Below are 15,886 nucleotides of genomic sequence, written 5' to 3'. Positions count from 1 at the left end.
CGCCCCGGCTTCTTCTGGCCGGAAAATATCCCGGGGGAGACGTTGAATTTCCGCTGGAAATTCAACGCTAGGCGCAGCGCCCCCTTCCAACGCCAGCCCAAAGAAAAACCCCCGCCAATTCAGGCAGGGGTTTCCCAAATTCAAATGCCGTGCGGATCAGGCCGTCTTCTTGCCCTTGATCGGCGCCCAGAGGCGCTTGTTCGTCAGGTACAGCAGCACGGTCAGCACCGTGAGGAAGATCACCCCGGCCAGCCCGGCCTGCTTGCGCGCCATCAGCTTGGGCTCGGCGGCCCAGGTCAGGAAGGCGGCCACGTCCTCGGCCTCGTGGTGCAGCTCGTTCGAGTGCCCGTCGTCGAACTCCACGTCCTCGCCGTAAAGCGGCGGCGCCATCGCGATCCAGCCGCCGGGGAAGGCGGTGTTCTCGTAAAGCGTGGTGCCCGCCTCTTCCTTGGTCTCGCCGGTATAGCCGGTCAGGATCGACACGATGTATTCCGGCCCGCCCATGCCCTTGAAGAGCTGGTTGATGCCGGTGCCGTAGGGCCCGTGGAACCCGGCACGCGCCTTGGCCATCAGGCTCAGGTCAGGGGCGTTTTCCAGGTTCGACTTGGGGAAGTGGTCGGTCGGCTTCGCGGTGCGGAAATCGTCGAGCTCGGGGTCGAAGACCTCGAAATTCGCCGTGTAGGCCCGCATCTGGTCCTCGGGCAGGTGCGGCCCGCCCTCGTCCGACAGCGTCCGGAACGGCACGTATTGCATGCCGTGGCAGGAGGCGCAGACCTCGGTATAGACCTTGAGCCCGCGCTGAAGCTGGTTCTGGTCGAAAGAGCCGAACGGCCCCTCGAACGAGAAGTCGACGTCATGCACGTGGCTTTCGCCTTCGGCCGCCATCACCCCCGAGCCCGAAAGGGCCAGGGCGGCAACTGCGGAGATCGCAATCTTTTTCAACATTGTCCCTTGTCCTTTCTTCACTCGGCCGGCGTTTCGGCTTTGCCGTAATGGGCCTTGAAATCGTCCTCGATGGTCTCGGGCTGCGCCTCGGGCTTCTCGATCACGCCAAGCAGCGGCAGGATTACCAGGAAGTACGCGAACCAGTAGGCCGACCCGATCAGCGAGATCGTCGAGTAGGGCGGCTCGGCCGGCATGGCCCCGGCCCACATCAGCACGACGAAGTCGATGACCAGCAGCCAGAACCACCACTTGAACATCGGCCGGTAGCGGCCCGAGCGCACCGACGAGGTGTCGAGCCACGGCACCAGCGCCATCACCGCGATTGCGCCGAACATGGCCAGCACGCCGAAGAACTTGGCGTTGACGATGCCGCCGGTGATCCAGCTTGCCAGCATCACCACCCACACGTCCGAGGTGAAGGCGCGCAGGATCGCGTAGAACGGCAGGAAGTACCATTCGGGCACGATATGCGCAGGCGTCACCAGCGCGTTGGCCTCGATATAGTTGTCCGGGTGGCCGAGGTAGTTCGGCATGAAGCCCACGATGGCGAAGAACACCACCATGATCACGCCCAGCGCGAACAGGTCCTTGATGACGAAATAGGGCCAGAACGGAACCGTGTCCTTCTCGGCATCGGCCTTCGAGGTGCGGCGCACGTCGACACCGGTGGGGTTGTTGTTGCCCGTGGTGTGGAAGGCCCAGATGTGAACGGCCACCAGGGCGGCGATCACGAAGGGCAGCAGGTAGTGCAGGCTGAAGAAGCGGTTCAGCGTGGCATTGTCCACCGCCGGTCCGCCCAACAGCCAGGTCTGGATCGATTCGCCGATGAACGGGATCGCGCCGAACAGGCCGGTGATCACCGTGGCGCCCCAGAACGACATCTGCCCCCAGGGCAGCACGTAGCCCATGAAGGCCGTGCCCATCATCGCCAGGTAGATCAGCATGCCGACGATCCACGTGATCTCGCGCGGGGCCTTGTACGAGCCGTAGTAGAGGCCGCGGAAGATGTGGATGTAGACGGCGAAGAAGAACAGCGAGGCGCCGTTCATGTGAAGGTAGCGGATCATGTAGCCGCCGTTCACGTTGCGCATGATGTGCTCGATCGAGGCGAAGGCCAGGTCGACATGCGGCGTGTAATGCATCACCAGGACGATGCCGGTGACGATCTGCAGCACCAGGCAGAAGGTCAGGACGATCCCCCAGATCCACATCCAGTTGAGGTTCTTGGGCGTGGGGATCATCAGCGTGTCATACATCAGGCTGACGATGGGAAGCCGCTTGTGCAGCCACTTCTCGGCGCCCGATTTCGGTTCGTAGTGATCGTGCGGAATTCCGGACATGAGCGCGCTTCCTTATCCGAGTTGGATCGTGGTTTCGTCGACGAATTCCGCGATCGGAACCGGCAGGTTCTCGGGCGCGGGGCCTTTGCGGATGCGGCCGGCCGTGTCGTAGTGCGACCCGTGGCAGGGGCAGAACCAGCCGCCGAAATCGCCGGCATTGCCCAGCGGCACACAGCCGAGGTGCGTGCAGACGCCCATTTCCACCAGCCATTCGCCGGTCTCGCCGAACGAGCGGTTCTCGTCGGTCGCCGGGGCGTCGGGCGGCAGGTTGTCGTTGCGCGCCAGCCCGTCGGGCAGCGTCGACACGTCGGTCTCGCGGGCGGCGGTGATCTCTTCCTCGGTCCGGCGGCGGATGAAGACCGGCTTGCCCAGCCATTTCACCGTCAGCTGGGTGCCGGCCGAGACGCCAGAAACATCCACCCGGATCGAGCTCAGCGCCTGAACGTCGGCCGACGGGTTCATCTGGTTCACCAGCGGCCAGACAACGGCCCCCGTGGTGACGATACCTGCGCCTGCGGTGGCATAGTAGAGGAAATCCCTACGAGTGCCTGCGTGATCTTCTTCGTGGGACACGAGGTTTACTCCATTCTCAAGCCGGAACCGGCCAAGTTCATCATCTCAATGACATGACCACGGCGCAAGAGCACCGGGCACGTTTCCGACCCGCTGTTTAGCGGGCGTTTGGCGAGGCGTCCAGTGCACATTCGCCACGATTTGACAAGGGCGCTCATCTGTCGCGCTTGTGGGCCGGGACGGTGGCGTGTAAGCAGGCACCGAACCGCACACCGGAAAAAAGAGACCCCCATGCTGCGTTACGCCAGATCCGCCCTCGCCGCCCTTGTCCTGCTGGCCAGCCCGGCCGCCGCGGAAATCGAGCTCAGCCTCTATCTCGGCTGGCAGGGCGTGTCCGACAGCCGCGGCAGCGGCACCCTGCCCGGCGGCGCGGCGTTCAGCCGCAAGTTCAACTGGGACGGCAAGCCGTTCGAGGCGCCGATCTACTATGGCGGCCGCGCCATGTGGTGGAACAGCAACAACATCGGTTTCGGTGTCGAGGGCACGCATACCAAGGCCTATGCCTCGGCCGCCGATCTCGCCGCGACGGGCCTCGGCCGGTTCGAGCTGTCCGACGGCCACAACATCATCACCGCCAACGTGATGAAACGCTGGCCCGGCTTCTTCAAGGGCTCGAACTTCACGCCCTATCTGGGCGCCGGTGTCGGCCTTGCCATCCCGCATGTCGATGCACAGGTGGTCGGTGCCACCAACCGCACCTTCGACTACGAACAGACCGGCATCGCGCTGCGCGGGATCGCGGGCATGAAATACGACCTGAACGACCGCTGGGCGCTCTTCGGCGAGTACCAGATCACCTGGTCCGACAACGACATCACGCTCGACGCCGACCCGGCGGTGCCCGGCCAGCTTCCCGGCCGCCTCAGCACCGAGCTGACCACCCACGCCATCAATTTCGGCGTCAGCTACAGCTTCTGATCAGGGGGCCGGCGCGCCATGACGGCTGAAGGGCCCGCCAAATGACTGCAACCGCCCGGCCTCGCCGGCGCCTGCGGCCGGTCGGCGCTGTCCTCGTCCTGATCTTCGCCCTCTATGCCGGGCTCGCCCCCGGCACCATGCCCGCCTGGATGAACGGGGCGCTGACCCTCGTCCTGTGTACCGGCGGCGAAACCGTCACCGTCACGCTCGACGAAAACGGCAATCCGGTCGAGCGCACCCACCAGCGCTGCGACTGGTCGGTACAGCTCCTGGCCGCCGATACCGCCGCGCCGGCCCCCGCCCTGCCGCGCCCCGCCACGGCCCACCCGGCCGACGCCGAGATCCGCGCCTTCGCCGCCCGCGTGGCACCCCCCTTCCTGCTGCAATCCCCGCGCGCCCCGCCGCGTCTCCTCTGAACCGAAGACATTTCCCTTCCCCTTCAGAGGACTATTCCCATGGTTTCGACCGACCTGACCGGCACGCCTGCGCGTGACCGCTCCGCCGCCGCGGCGGCCACCCCGTTCTATCGCGCCGCATGGCGCTGGCATTTCTACGCGGGGCTCTACATCATCCCCTTCTTCATCATGCTCGCCCTCTCCGGCATGGCCATGCTCTGGATCGCCTGGATCGACGGGCGCGATGGCGAGCGCCTGCCCGTCACCCCGCAAGAAGCCCCGTTGGCCGTCTCGGTACAGGCCGACGCAGCGCTCGCCGCCGTGCCCAACAGCCACCTCGTGCAATACATCGCCCCGCGGGCCCCCGACCTCGCCGCCATCTTCCGCGTCGATCAGGGCGACAGCGCCACCATGGTCGCCCTCGACCCATACACCGCCGAAGTGCTCGAGACCTTCCCCCGCCGCAGCGGCTGGTACGACCTGGCGGACGACTTCCACGGCACCCTGCTGCTCGGCGTCACCGGCGACCGGATGATCGAGATCGCGGCCTCCCTCGGCATGGTGCTGATCGCCACCGGCCTCTACCTCTGGTGGCCGCGCGGCACCGGCCTTGCCCGGGCGCTCCTGCCCCGCATCGGCCGCGGCCGCGCCGGCTGGCGGGCGCTGCACGGGGCGGTGGGTCTCTGGATCTCGGTCATCCTGATCTTCTTCCTCGTCTCCGGCCTGTCCTGGTCCGGCGTCTGGGGCGAGAAGATCGTGCAGGCCTGGAACCAGTTCCCGGCCGGCAAATGGGGCGTTGACGTGCCGCTCTCGGACAGCACCCATGCCAGCATGAACCACGGCCCCAAGGAAGTGCCCTGGGCGCTGGAGCAGACCCCGATGCCCGCCTCGGGCAGCGACGCCGGCACCGAGGGGATCGCCGGGCCGCTCAGCCTCGACTCGGTCGATGCCTTCGCCCGCCGGATCGGCTTCGACGGGCGCTACCAGATGAACCTGCCGCAGGGCGACACCGGCGTCTGGACGCTCAGCCGCGATTCGATGAGCACCGACAGCACCGATCCCACGGCCGACCGCACCACCCATATCGACCGCCACACCGGCAAGATCCTCGCCGATGTGCGCTACGAGGATTACTCGTGGTTCGGCAAGGCCATGGCGGTGGGCATCGCCCTGCACATGGGCACGCTCGGTCTCTGGAGCGTCCTGGCCAACACCGCCTTCTGCCTGTCGGTGCTGTTCCTCTGCCTTAGCGGCGTGGTCATGTGGTGGAAACGCCGCCCGCGTGGCCAGCTTCGCCTGTTGCCGCCGCCCCTGCCCGCCGACCTGCCGCTCTGGCGCGGCGCGGTGCTGACGGGGCTGATCGTGTCGCTGGCCTTCCCGCTGGCCGGGCTCACCCTGATCGCGGTGCTGCTTTTCGACCTCGTGCTGCTCTCGCGCCTGCCGGGGCTGCGGGCGCGTCTCGCCTGACACCGGCCTGCCGCGCCCTCACCGGGGCGCGGCGTCACGCCTTGCCCAATCCAGCGCATCCTCCAGCCGGTCGTCGCCCCAGAACACCTCGCCCCCCGCCACGAAGCTGGGCGATCCGAAGACGCCCAGCGCCACCGCCTCCTCGGTGACCGCCTCGAGCACGGCGCCGGTGGCCTCGCCCTGCGCCTCCGCGATCACTCGCGCCGGGTCGAGCCCGGTTTCGGCGATGCTGGCGCTCAGGTTCGGCTCCTCGCCCGCCGGAAGCCCCTCCTCGAACCAGCGGCGATAGGTGGCGCGGGTATACTCGGCAACCCAGCCCTCCTCCTCCGCCAGCACGGCAACCCGGTTGGCCAGTTCCAGCCCCGCCAGCGGATAGGGCGCGGGCAGGCGCGGCGTCAGCCCGTAGCGCGCCGCCCGACGCCCGATATCGCGCCACATGTAGGCCGATTTCACCGGCTTGTTCATGAAGGGGATGTTGTTCTGTTCGACCATCACCGTGCGCACGTTGAACGGCCGCCAGCGCACCGCCACGCCGGCCTGCTGCGCGACAGCCTCGATGCGCGGCACGGTCAGATAGGTATAGGTGCTGCCGATCGAGTACCAGAAATCGATATGACCCATGCCACCCTCCCCGGCCGCGCCGCTCACTCCGGTGCGGTGGCCTTCATGCTCTCGCGCGCGCTGAACACCGCGTACCAGTCATCCAGCGCCCCGGCCCCATCGCGCCAGTTCCGGTCGGGATGGCGGAAATCGAGATAGCCCAGCGCACAGGCGATGGCGACATGGCTCATGTCCAGCGGCCCGTTCAGGTGGCTCATCCAGCGGTCGTTCACCGCCTCGACACAGCGGGCGACCTTGGCCCATTGCGCGTCGATCCAGCCGTCGAACACCTTCTCGGGCGGGCGCACCCGGTGCTCGTAGACCATCAGTATGGCCGCCTCCATCATCGCGTCCGCCGTCGCCTCCAGCGTCAGCGTCTCCCACACCCGCGCCTGCGGGTAGAATCCCGCGCCGAACCGGTCGTCGAGATAGCGGCAGATCACCCGGCTCTCATAGATCGCCGGCCCGTCCTCGCGCACCAGCGCCGGGATCTTGCCCACCGGGTTGGCGGCGGCGGCCTGCGCATCGGTCTTCATCGGCGTGGTCGAGATTTCCACCAGCTCGACCGCATCGGTCTGGCCGGTCTCGTGCAACAGCACCCGCACCTTGCGGACAAACGGCGATGGCAGTGCGGCGATCAGTTTCATGTGGCGGGCCTCCCTTGAGCGTTCGAGCGGAAAGCTAGGGCCACCCCGCCGCCCTGTCCATCGCTATCCGTCCGGCGCGCGCATATGGGCGGCCAGCGCCGCGGTCTCCTGCCCCAGCCCGTGGTCCGCCACCTCGCCCGCGGCCCGCAGGCGCACCTCGCCGGGCTTGTTCTGGTTCAGCTTCCACGTCGAGTCGATTTCGGCCACCTGCATCACGCAGGGCACGATCTGCCGCATCATCTTCTCCATCACGCCATCGCTCATCTTCGCGGTCGTCCATGGCGTCTTGGGGGCAAGCTGTTCCTCGAACATGGCCGACTGCCGGTCAAGCAGGTCGTGCAGGCGCTCCTGCGGCTGCAGGCTCACCTCGCCCACGAGATGCACGGCGATGTAATTCCACGTCGGCACCTGGTCCTCGACCCCGTACCAGTCGGGCGAGACATAGGATTGCGGTCCCTGCACCGCGAGACGCGCCTGCACCGGCACGGCAAGCATGCGCGCGATCGGGTTCGACCGGACAAGATGGAACTCCGCCCGCTTGCCATCCTCGGACAACAGGAAGGGGATATGGCTCACCAGCGGCGCGTCCCCGGTCCCCACGCAGAGCAGGCCGAATCCCTGCTCGCGGGCAAAACCGATGCTGCGCGCCTCGGGCGTCTGGCGAAAGGCCGGGTTCGGGTGCATGACATGATCCGTATGGTGGGTGCGAACTCACCATACCGAGACCGATTTCCGGCGCAACGGTGGGTTTGCACCCGCCCTACGCCGCAGTCAGCTGATGCCCATGCACCCCGGTCACCTTCGCCTCCACGATGGCGCCCTCCTCGCGGTCCTCGCCGAAGACCACCTCGGTGAACTGCTCGGTCCGGCCCATCCGCGCATTCTCCATCAACACACGATGCGCCCGGCCCTGCTGCTCCTGCAGATGCCGCGCCACGCGCGCCTCCCCCGCCGCCCGCAACCGCGCGGCCCGCGCCTTGATGTCCTTGCCGTTCACCTGCGGCATCCGCGCCGCCGGCGTGCCGGGCCGAGGGCTGTAGGGGAAGACATGTAACCAGGTCAGGCCGCACTCCTCCACCAGCTTCAGCGAGTTCTCGAAGGCCTCGGCACTCTCCGTCGGAAAGCCTGCAATAATATCGGCGCCAAACGTCATCTCGGGCCGCAGCCGCCGTGCCTCCTCGGCAAACCTAATCGCGTCGTCCCGCAAATGCCGCCGCTTCATCCGTTTCAGGATCAGGTCATCGCCATGCTGCAACGACAAATGCAGATGCGGCATCAACCGCGGCTCCGTCGCGATCGCCTGCATCAGGTTCTCGTCCACCTCGATCGAATCGATCGACGAAATCCGCAGCCGCGGCAGATCCGGCACCAGCTTCAATATCCGCATCACCAGGTCGCCCAGCTTCGGCGCCGCCGGCAGATCGGCGCCCCAGCTCGTCAGGTCCACGCCGGTCAGCACGACCTCGTTGAACCCCTTGCCCACCAGCCGCTTGATCTGCTCCACCACGACGCCGGCCGGCACTGACCGCGAATTGCCTCGCCCATAGGGGATGATGCAGAAGGTACAGCGGTGATCGCACCCGTTCTGCACCTGAACATAGGCGCGGCTCCGCGTCCCGAACCCGTCGATCAAATGCCCGGCGGTCTCGGTCACCGACATGATGTCATCGACCTGCACGGCCTCCGTCTGCCCGATGAAATCGGCCGCCATCCCGCGCCACGTCTCGGGCTGCATCTTCTCGGTATTGCCGATGACCACGTCGACCTCGTCCATCGCCGAAAACGTCTCCGGCTCGGTCTGCGCCGCACAGCCCGTCACGATCAGCCGCGCGCCCGGGTTCTCCCGCCGCAGGCGCCGGATCTCCTGCCGCGCCTTCCGCACGGCCTCCGCCGTCACCGCGCAGGTGTTCACCACCACCGCGTTATCGAGGCCCACCGACCCCGCCAGCTCCTTCATCGCCTCGGTCTCGTAGGCGTTCAGCCGGCAGCCCATGGTCGAGAACACCGGCGCGCTCATGCCACACCCCCGAGGAAATCCGCCGTGATCACCCCGTCGCACACATGCGTGGTCGGCCCGGTCATCCAGACGCCGTCCTCGCGCCAGTCGATCCACAACGTCCCGCCATCCAGGTCGACCCGCACCTTGCGCCCCGTCAGCCCCCGCCTTGCCGCGGCCACAGCCGCGGCACAGGACGACGACCCCGACGCCAGCGTCAGCCCCGCACCCCGCTCCCACACCCGCATCCGCAGGTGATCGGGGCCGATGACACTCGCCACCTGCACATTGGTGCGCTCCGGATAAAGCGGATGATGCTCGTACCGCGGCCCGAACTGCTCCAGCGGAACCGCCTCGGCGTTTTCCACGAAGAAGGTGCAGTGCGGATTGCCCATGCCGGTGGCGGTCGGCCCGCCCTCGATCGGCAGCTCCAGCGTGTCCATCTCCTCGGCCAGCGGGATCTCGTCCCAATCCAACTGAGGCTGCCCCATGTTGACCGAGGTCAGCCCGTCGCCCGCATCGACCGCGTACAAATCCCCCCGCGCCGTCACCAGGTGCAGCCGGTCGCGCCCCGTCTCGTCCATCAGGAACCGCGCAATGCACCGCGTGGCATTGCCGCACGCCGCCGAGAACGACCCGTCGGCGTTCCAGAACGTCAGCCGCGCATCCGCGCCGCCCTCGCCCTGTTCGATCAACGCCAGCTGGTCGAACCCGATCCCCGTCCGCCGGTTCCCCAGCGCCACGGCCAGCCCCGCCGACACGGAAATCGCCCGCGCACGCCCGTCGAGCACGACAAAGTCGTTCCCCAGCCCGTGCATCTTCATGAAGGGCAACCCGCTATGGCGATCGATGCTCATGGGGCGGCATATAACGGCCCGCCTGCAACGAATCCAGCGGCCACGTGAAATTCCCCAAATTATGGGTTGACCGCCCCCCCGCCTCTTTCTAGATAGGCCGCCTAGTGGGCCGTTAGCTCAGTTGGTAGAGCAACTGACTTTTAATCAGTGGGTCGCAGGTTCGAATCCTGCACGGCTCACCACTTCCTGAACATCATTCAAGCCCCGCAGGGGCTGGATGCCGGATGTTTCCAACTTTTTGAAAAAGCTCGCCGAATCGTTCCTGACCTCGGCGCGGGCCGGCTCGGTTCCCGATCACCAAACCGGTCAATCTCTCCCGCTCGACGACTCGGGGCCCGCCCTACCCCTCGTTGGTCAGCCCCTCGACCAGGGCCCGCACGTTCATCATCGCGGCCTGGGTCCGGTCTCCGTCGATCTCCATCCGCGGGCCGATCGGCAGGGCGCTCATCCCGATCCGCGCCATCCAGCGCTGGAAGACCGCCGGCACGATGCCGATCACCTGCGTCGCGCCCACCTCGACGGCCGACCGCGCCATCGACAGAAGCAGCGTCTTCTGCAACAGCGACCGCCGGCTCGCCGGCTGGCCGTCCGACACGAAAAGCCGCGCCGCCTCCCATATCTTGTCCGACACCGGGGCACGGTAATGCAGCACCGTCGCGGGAATGTCGCCCAGAAGCCCCCGCTGCGCATCGCGCAGCATGTAGCTGTAGATCCCGCACTGCGCCGTCGTCGGCGTCAGCCGAATCCCGGCCAGCACCTCGCCGAACTCGTGCACCACGATCCAGCGGCTCAGAGGCGTGTCGTACTGGTCGAACTCCATCCCGTCGGTCGAGGGCAGATCCCAGCCCTTGCCGTCGATGAAGACCCGCTTCCGGGCCTTCAGGAACTCGGCATAAAGCTCGCCATGCCGATGCAGGTTGGTGATCGACAAAGTCGTCGCACGAAGGGTCGGCGGCTTGGCAAAATTGGCCCGGCCCGCCTGTTCCGAGACGGGCGACGGTTCGGCATCGCTGTGCCAGACCATTTGCCGGCCTCCGGCCGGCTCCAGCTCAGGGAACACGCGTTTCGCGCGTCCCTGCAATGTCGTTACAGATTGATAGCCCACCTTATTACTGCCTCAGAGCTGCGATATTTTCTTATTTTTGCCAACATTGGGCCGCGAAGCCCGGATATTACCCTCCCGAAACCACACTCCCGAAGATACAGCCAAAGTTGTGCCATTATTGCCCTTTAACGCTTTGGTTGCAACAGATTTGGCTAGGAAAAATGATCCCAGGACTTGAAGCGATTCGATCCTCCTTTGCGGGACCGTCAGACATCGTTTCCCTGAAACGGCGATTGCGGGACTATGCCGTCGTCGGTCGTCAGTTGTTCCTGCAGCGAATCATAATCTACAGTGCCGCCATTTTGCTAGCCGGGTATTACTACGATACCTCCACGGCGTTGTTTTTCTACGCCATGGTCTGGCTCGGCGAGGCCTTTGACGGCTACGTCTTCAACCAGATCCTGCGCTGGCGCGACCGCGATTGGGCGAAAGCCCGCCATTTCGTGCTGATGATCTATATCGGCACGCTGTTCAGCGCCACGGTCATCGCGTCCTTCTCGATCTCGCTCGCCGCCCAGCAGGGGCACACGATGCATTTCTGGGCGCTCTTCATGCTGTTCTCGGCGGCGATCTTCGCGGCGATCAACAACCACCAGATCCTGTCGGTGCTGGTGCTGCGACTGTCGATCTACATCGCCGCCCTGCTCTTCATCCCGATTCGCGATCTCGTCGCCACCAACCCGCCGCTCAGCTCGCCGCTCTGGCTTCAGTTCTTCACCGTGCTCTTCGTGCTGTCCTTCATCCTCGAATGCAGCCGAAGCTTCCTCGTCGGCTACGTCAAGAACCTGCGCTACATCAACGCGCTGGTGGCCGAACACGAAAAGACCAAGGCCGCCTACAACGCCAAGCAGGAATTCCTCGCCACCGTGAGCCACGAGCTGCGCACGCCGCTGACCGCCATCAAGGGCGCGCTGCAGCTGATCGGCTCGGGCGCCCTCGGCACGGTGCCGCCGAAGATGCAGCACCTCTTCAACATGGCCAGCAGCAACAGCGAAAGCCTCGCCAACCTCGTCAACGACCTGCTCGACCTGCAGCGCGCCGAGACCGGCAAGCTCGAGCTTCATATCGAACCGATCGAGCTGGGCGCCGTCGCCGCCGCCACGGTCGACCGCACCCGCCCCTATGCCGCGCGCTTCGACGTGACCCTGCACATGGAACAGCCCAAGCGCGAATACTGGGTCAACGCCGACCGCCACCGCATCGAACAGGTGCTGGTCAACATGCTCTCGAACGCCGCCAAGTTCTCCGAGACCGGCGGCCGGGTCGAGATCAGCCTCGGCGCCCATGACGACCAGATCAGCCTCGCGGTCAAGGATTACGGCATCGGCATCCCCAAGGACGCCTCCGAGAAGGTGTTCGAACAGTTCAGCCAGGTGAACTCCTCCGACATCCGCCGCCACGGCGGCACCGGGCTGGGCATGAACATCTCGCGCCACATCATGCAGGCCCATGGCGGCGAGATCGACTTCGAAAGCGTCGAGGGCGTCGGCTCGACCTTCTACGTCACCCTCGCCGAGGACAAGACGATCCGGCCCCAGCCCATTCCCGACATGCGCAAATCCGCCTGACAGGCCCATTGCATCGCCCCGTCCCATGCGCTCAGATACCCTGACCGTGCCCTGAACCCGCACGGGCCAAGGGAGGACGCATGACACACCACCTGTTCCTGACCGAGGAGCACGAGATGCTGCGCGACCAGCTGCGCCGTTTCGTGGCCGAGAAGGTGCAACCCCACGCCGACCAGTGGGAGGTTGACGGCGCCGTCTCCCGCGACGTGCTCCGCGAGATGGGCGCGCTCGGCTTCCTCGGCATCCGCTACCCCGAGGAATACGGCGGCTCGGCGATGGACACCCGCGCCACCGCCGTATTGGCCGAGGAACTCGGCCGCTCCACCTACGCCGGCTTCGCCATCACCGTGCTGGTCCATACCGACATGGCCTCCGTCCACCTCTTCAACGCGGGCTCCGAGGCCCAGAAGGCCGCCCACATGCCGGGCATCATCTCGGGCGACACCATCACCGCCGTCGGCGTCACCGAACCCGACGCCGGCTCCGACGTGAAGGGCATCCGGACCACCGCCCGCCGCGACGGCGACAGCTACATCCTCAACGGCGCCAAGATGTTCATCACCAACGGCGTCCACGCCAACCTCTACTGCGTCGCCGCCAAGACCGACGCCCAGGGCCCCGCCAGCCAGTCGGTCACCATGTTCCTCGTCGAGAAGGACACCCCCGGCTTCACCGTCTCCCGCGCGCTCGACAAGCACGGCTGGCGCTCCTCCGACACGGCGGAACTGGCCTTCGACAACTGCCGCATCCCCGCCGAGAACATTCTCGGCGACGAAGGTCGCGGCTTCTACGCGATCATGAAGAACTTCCAGAACGAGCGTATCGTCCTCGGCGCCATGGCCATGGGCGAGGCACAGGCCGCCCTCGACCTCACCCTCGACTACGTCAAGAACCGCAAGGCCTTCGGCGCCCCCCTCTGGGACAAGCAGGCCATCCGCCAGCGCCTCGCCATGCTCGCCGCCCGCGTCGCCGCCGCACGGCAGTTCGTCTACGCCACCGCCGCCCGTGATGCCAACGGCGAGGAGGTCACGCGCGAGGTCTCGATGATCAAGGCCTTGTGCGGTGAACTGGTCAACGAAGTGATGTATGATTGCCTCCAGTTCCACGGCGGCTTCGGCTACATGCGCGAGGCCACCATAGAACGAATGACCCGCGACGCCCGCGTTCAGGCAATCGGCGGCGGCGCGACCGAAGTGATGCTCGAGGAAGTGGCCAAGCGGCTCTAGGCGACGCGGCCAAAACTGTTACAGAATTCTGCCGACTTATTGCAAAACGTAACATTTACCTTGAAGCGAATCACTGTTTGCCCTACTTCGACCGCACGGTCGGTTAATTCAGCGCGACGAACGAAAGGACCGCAACGATGTATGCACAGATGGTCAAGAGCACCGGCAAGGGCGTCACTCCGCGCGAGGAGATGTCGGCCGAGGAACGCGCCTTCCAGGACCGCGTCGATGCCGACATCAAGATCGAACCCCGCGACTGGATGCCCGAGGGCTACCGCAAGACGCTGATCCGCCAGATTGGCCAGCACGCCCATTCCGAGATCGTCGGCCAATTGCCCGAGGGCAACTGGATCACCCGCGCCCCCACGCTGGAACGCAAGATGATCCTGCTGGCCAAGGTGCAGGACGAGGCCGGCCACGGCCTCTACCTCTACGCCGCCGCCGAAACGCTGGGCATCACCCGCGACGACATGACCGAACAGCTCCTGTCGGGGAAGATGAAATACTCCTCGATCTTCAACTACCCCACCCTCACCTGGGCCGACATGGGCGCGGTGGGCTGGCTGGTCGACGGCGCCGCCATCATGAACCAGGTGCCGCTGCAACGCACCTCCTACGGCCCCTATTCCCGCGCCATGATCCGCATCTGCAAGGAGGAAAGCTTTCACCAGCGGCAGGGCTACGACATCATGATGAAGATGGCGCAAGGCTCCGAGGCCCAGAAACGCATGGCCCAGGATGCGCTCAACCGCTTCTGGTACCCCTCGCTGATGATGTTCGGGCCCTCCGACGCCGAAAGCGTCCACTCGGCCCAGTCGATGGCGTGGAAGATCAAGATGAACACCAATGACGAGCTGCGCCAGAAATTCGTCGACCAGACCGTGCCCCAGGCCGAGTTCCTCGGCCTCACCGTCCCCGACGAGAACCTAAAGTGGAACGAGGAACGCGGCCATTACGATTTCTCCCAGCCCGACTGGGACGAGTTCTTCAACGTCCTCAAGGGCAACGGCCCCTGCAACGCCGAACGCCTGTCCGCCCGCCAGAAAGCCTGGGACGAGGGGCAATGGGTCCGCGACGGCCTGCTCGCCCACGCCCGCAAGAAGGCCGCCAGCAAACTCGCGGCGGAATAGGAGACCACGCACATGAGTTCCGTCACCCCCGGCGAACTGCCCGACAGCGAGGGCAAGGGCAAATCCCCCCGCCACGAATGGCCCCTGTGGGAGGTGTTCATCCGCGGCCAGCACGGCCTGAACCACCGGCACGTGGGCTCCCTCCACGCGCCCGACGCCGAGATGGCCATCAAGAACGCCCGCGATGTCTATACCCGCCGGAACGAGGGCGTCTCGATCTGGGTCGTCGAATCCCGCCACATCTCGGCCACCGCCCCGGGCGAGAAGGGCCCGCTCTTCGAGCCCTCCGAAAGCAAGATTTACCGCCACCCGACCTTCTACGACATTCCCGACGACGTGGGGCACATGTAATGGCCGATATCGACCAGACCGCGCTGCTGCAATTCCTGCTGCGGATGGGGGACAACACCCTCATCCTCGGCCACCGCGTGTCGGAATGGTGCGGCAAGGCCCCCGTGCTGGAAGAGGATATCGCGCTCGCCAACACCGCGCTCGACCTGATCGGCCAGACCCAGCTCTGGCTCGGCTACGCGGCCGAGGTCGAGGGCGAGGGCAAGTCGGCCGACGATCTCGCCTTCCTCCGCGACGCGTGGGATTTCCGCAATGTCCTGCTGGTCGAACTGCCCAATGGCGATTTCGGCCAGACCCTCATGCGGCAATTCTTCTTCGACGCGTGGTCCTCGATCCTCATGCCGCGCCTCGCCAACTCCTCCGACCCGCGCATCGCCGAGATCGCCGAGAAGGCAGCTAAAGAGGTGGCCTACCACGTCGAACGCTCCGCCGACACGGTCGTGGGCCTCGGCGACGGCACCGAGGAAAGCCACAAGCGCATGCAGTCGGCGCTCGACTACCTCTACCCCTATGTCGGCGAGTTCTTCCTCTCCGACGACACCGACGCCGCCCTGGCCGCCGCCGGCATCGCCCCCGACCCGGCCAGCCTGCGCGCCGAATACGACGCCTTCGTCGAGCGCGTCATGGCCCGCGCCACCCTCACCCTGCCCGAAGACCGCTTCGCCCATTCCGGCGGCCGCAACGGCCGGATGCATACCGAGCACCTGGGCCACATCCTGACCCAGATGCAGTGGCTCCAGCGCGCCTACCCCGGCAACACATGGTAAC

At 66.0% G+C, this 15,886-nt stretch carries 17 protein-coding genes and 1 tRNA gene; 9 read left to right on the top strand and 9 right to left on the bottom strand.

The annotated features are described in order from the left end of the window. Positions 1 to 156: 156 nt before the first annotated feature. From ACO07J_RS20325 to petA, 3 genes are read right to left on the bottom strand one after another with little or no spacing between them, the layout of a single operon-like run. A complete protein-coding gene (locus tag ACO07J_RS20325; protein ID WP_422032348.1) occupies positions 157 to 945 on the bottom strand; it encodes a cytochrome c1 in 789 nt (262 codons plus the stop codon). A 17-nt stretch (positions 946 to 962) separates the two neighbouring features. Continuing rightward, positions 963 to 2,285 carry a cytochrome b gene (gene petB, locus ACO07J_RS20320; RefSeq protein WP_422032346.1) on the bottom strand — a complete coding sequence of 441 codons (1,323 nt, stop codon included), beginning with the start codon at positions 2,283 to 2,285 and terminating at the stop codon, positions 963 to 965. A gap of 12 nt (positions 2,286 to 2,297) precedes the next feature. Next, positions 2,298 to 2,858 (bottom strand): ubiquinol-cytochrome c reductase iron-sulfur subunit, encoded by a 561-nt coding sequence (gene petA, locus ACO07J_RS20315; protein ID WP_422032344.1) that lies wholly within the window; start codon positions 2,856 to 2,858, stop codon positions 2,298 to 2,300. 231 nt (positions 2,859 to 3,089) lie between these two features. Here petA and ACO07J_RS20310 point away from each other — a divergent pair, with 231 nt between their 5' ends. From ACO07J_RS20310 to ACO07J_RS20300, 3 genes are read left to right on the top strand one after another with little or no spacing between them, the layout of a single operon-like run. Continuing rightward, entirely contained in the window at positions 3,090 to 3,776 is a 687-nt protein-coding gene (locus ACO07J_RS20310) for an outer membrane protein (RefSeq protein WP_422032342.1), read from the top strand. A gap of 41 nt (positions 3,777 to 3,817) precedes the next feature. Further along, the gene (locus ACO07J_RS20305; protein WP_422032340.1) at positions 3,818 to 4,192 is read left to right on the top strand and encodes a hypothetical protein; all 375 of its coding nucleotides are present in this window, start codon (positions 3,818 to 3,820) and stop codon (positions 4,190 to 4,192) included. 39 nt (positions 4,193 to 4,231) lie between these two features. Next, positions 4,232 to 5,638: a PepSY-associated TM helix domain-containing protein gene (locus ACO07J_RS20300; RefSeq protein ID WP_422032338.1), complete on the top strand. Its 1,407-nt coding sequence runs from the start codon at positions 4,232 to 4,234 to the stop codon at positions 5,636 to 5,638. Between the two features lie 18 nt (positions 5,639 to 5,656). On the opposite strand, the gene ACO07J_RS20295 is transcribed toward ACO07J_RS20300, so the two are convergent. From ACO07J_RS20295 to dapF, 5 genes are all read right to left on the bottom strand, one after another. Beyond that, a complete protein-coding gene (locus tag ACO07J_RS20295) occupies positions 5,657 to 6,259 on the bottom strand; it encodes a 2-hydroxychromene-2-carboxylate isomerase (protein ID WP_422032336.1) in 603 nt (200 codons plus the stop codon). A 23-nt stretch (positions 6,260 to 6,282) separates the two neighbouring features. Continuing rightward, entirely contained in the window at positions 6,283 to 6,885 is a 603-nt protein-coding gene (locus ACO07J_RS20290) for a glutathione S-transferase (protein WP_422032334.1), read from the bottom strand. A 63-nt stretch (positions 6,886 to 6,948) separates the two neighbouring features. Next, on the bottom strand, positions 6,949 to 7,569 hold the full coding sequence (locus ACO07J_RS20285; RefSeq protein WP_422032332.1) for an FMN-binding negative transcriptional regulator: 621 nt from the start codon (positions 7,567 to 7,569) through the stop codon (positions 6,949 to 6,951). A gap of 76 nt (positions 7,570 to 7,645) precedes the next feature. Continuing rightward, positions 7,646 to 8,902 (bottom strand): tRNA (N(6)-L-threonylcarbamoyladenosine(37)-C(2))-methylthiotransferase MtaB, encoded by a 1,257-nt coding sequence (gene mtaB / locus ACO07J_RS20280; RefSeq protein WP_422032330.1) that lies wholly within the window; start codon positions 8,900 to 8,902, stop codon positions 7,646 to 7,648. Next, a complete protein-coding gene (gene dapF / locus ACO07J_RS20275) occupies positions 8,899 to 9,738 on the bottom strand; it encodes a diaminopimelate epimerase (RefSeq protein WP_422032328.1) in 840 nt (279 codons plus the stop codon). Before dapF ends, mtaB begins: the two co-directional genes overlap by 4 nt. 106 nt (positions 9,739 to 9,844) lie before the next feature. Between dapF and ACO07J_RS20270 the strand changes: the two genes are divergently transcribed. Beyond that, positions 9,845 to 9,920 (top strand) — tRNA-Lys (locus ACO07J_RS20270). A 158-nt stretch (positions 9,921 to 10,078) separates the two neighbouring features. Here the strand turns inward: ACO07J_RS20270 and ACO07J_RS20265 are convergent. Beyond that, positions 10,079 to 10,762, bottom strand: coding sequence for an acyl-homoserine-lactone synthase (locus ACO07J_RS20265; protein ID WP_422032326.1), 684 nt, complete (start codon positions 10,760 to 10,762; stop codon positions 10,079 to 10,081). A 314-nt stretch (positions 10,763 to 11,076) separates the two neighbouring features. Here ACO07J_RS20265 and ACO07J_RS20260 point away from each other — a divergent pair, with 314 nt between their 5' ends. From ACO07J_RS20260 to paaC, 5 genes are all read left to right on the top strand, one after another. Beyond that, positions 11,077 to 12,411: a sensor histidine kinase gene (locus ACO07J_RS20260; RefSeq protein ID WP_422032324.1), complete on the top strand. Its 1,335-nt coding sequence runs from the start codon at positions 11,077 to 11,079 to the stop codon at positions 12,409 to 12,411. Positions 12,412 to 12,491: 80 nt separating this feature from the next. Beyond that, complete coding sequence (locus ACO07J_RS20255) at positions 12,492 to 13,637, top strand: acyl-CoA dehydrogenase family protein (protein ID WP_422032322.1); 1,146 nt, start codon at positions 12,492 to 12,494, stop codon at positions 13,635 to 13,637. Between the two features lie 137 nt (positions 13,638 to 13,774). Next, entirely contained in the window at positions 13,775 to 14,767 is a 993-nt protein-coding gene (gene paaA, locus ACO07J_RS20250; protein WP_422032320.1) for a 1,2-phenylacetyl-CoA epoxidase subunit PaaA, read from the top strand. Between the two features lie 12 nt (positions 14,768 to 14,779). Then, positions 14,780 to 15,118 carry a 1,2-phenylacetyl-CoA epoxidase subunit PaaB gene (gene paaB / locus ACO07J_RS20245; RefSeq protein WP_235607866.1) on the top strand — a complete coding sequence of 113 codons (339 nt, stop codon included), beginning with the start codon at positions 14,780 to 14,782 and terminating at the stop codon, positions 15,116 to 15,118. Continuing rightward, positions 15,118 to 15,885, top strand: a complete 768-nt coding sequence (gene paaC / locus ACO07J_RS20240; protein ID WP_422032317.1) for a 1,2-phenylacetyl-CoA epoxidase subunit PaaC — start codon at positions 15,118 to 15,120, stop codon at positions 15,883 to 15,885. Before paaB ends, paaC begins: the two co-directional genes overlap by 1 nt. Position 15,886: the final 1 nt, after the last annotated feature.

This window comes from Roseovarius sp., from assembly GCF_965228755.1.
Taxonomy (GTDB): domain Bacteria; phylum Pseudomonadota; class Alphaproteobacteria; order Rhodobacterales; family Rhodobacteraceae; genus Roseovarius.
The sequence above is the reverse complement of the archived record's forward strand: the minus strand, read 5'-3'. Positions and strand labels throughout refer to the sequence as shown.